Origin of the sequence: Nonomuraea ferruginea, assembly GCF_039540635.1 — a bacterium.
Lineage (GTDB): Bacteria > Actinomycetota > Actinomycetes > Streptosporangiales > Streptosporangiaceae > Nonomuraea > Nonomuraea ferruginea.
In genome coordinates this window covers 1-1,276 of sequence record NZ_BAABFD010000057.1, presented here as the reverse complement: position 1 = coordinate 1,276, position 1,276 = coordinate 1, and the positions used below count along the sequence as shown (strand labels likewise).

Annotated in this window: 1 pseudogene; it reads left to right on the top strand. The window is 67.2% G+C overall.

Annotation, left to right across the window (positions count from 1 at the left end):
* Positions 1–1,276 (top strand): annotated as a pseudogene (locus tag ABD999_RS43745) (DNA-directed RNA polymerase subunit beta); the annotation flags it as partial.

The following is a 1,276-nucleotide window of genomic DNA, read 5'->3' as shown; positions in this document are numbered from 1 at the left end:
CGGCCGGGTGAGCCGCCGACCAAGGAGTCGGCGCAGACCCTGCTGGAGAACCTGTATTTCAACCCGAAGCGTTACGACCTGGCGAAGGTCGGCCGCTACAAGATCAACAAGAAGCTCGGCGTCGGCGCCGACATCTCCCAGGGCACGCTGACCGAGGAAGACATCGTCTCGATCATCGAATACCTGGTGCGGCTGCACGCCGGCGAGACCTCGATGGGTGAGGCCGTCGTGGAGGTCGACGACATCGACCACTTCGGCAACCGCCGCATCCGCAGCGTCGGCGAGCTCATCCAGAACCAGGTCCGCCTGGGCCTGGCCCGCATGGAGCGCGTCGTCCGCGAGCGGATGACCACCCAGGACGTCGAGGCGATCACGCCGCAGACCCTGATCAACATCCGCCCGGTGGTGGCGTCGATCAAGGAGTTCTTCGGCACCTCCCAGCTGTCCCAGTTCATGGACCACACCAACCCGCTGGCCGGCCTGACGCACAAGCGGCGGCTGAACGCGCTCGGCCCCGGCGGCCTGTCGCGTGAGCGGGCGGGCATGGAGGTCCGCGACGTGCACCCGTCCCACTACGGCCGGATGTGCCCGATCGAGACTCCCGAAGGCCCCAACATCGGCCTGATCGGCTCGCTCGCCTCCTTCGCCAGGCTCAACCCGTTCGGCTTCATCGAGACGCCCTACCGCAAGGTCGTCGACAGCAAGGTGACCGACCAGATCGTGTACCTCACCGCCGACGAGGAAGACCGCTACGTCATCGCCCAGGCCAACTCCCCGCTGTCGGCCGACGGCGGGTTCGCCGAACGACGCGTGCTGGTCCGCACCAAGGGCGGCGAGTTCGAGTACGTACGCTCGGACGACGTGCACTACATGGACGTGTCGCCGCGCCAGATGGTGTCGGTCGCCACCGCGATGATCCCGTTCCTGGAGCACGACGACGCCAACCGGGCGCTCATGGGCGCCAACATGATGCGCCAGTCGGTGCCGCTGCTCAAGAGCGAGGCGCCACTGGTCGGCACCGGCATGGAATACCGCGCCGCGACCGATCCCGGTGACATGGTGATCGCGGAGAAGGCCGGGGTGGCCGAGGAGGTCTCGGCGGATTACGTCACCGTGGCCAACGACGACGGCACCCGCACCACCTACCGCGTGGCCAAGTTCAAGCGGTCCAACCAGGGCACCTCGTTCAACCAGAAGCCGATCGTGGCCGAGGGTGACCGGATCGAGGTCAACCAGGTCATCGCCGACGGTCCCTGCACCGAGAACGGCGAGATGG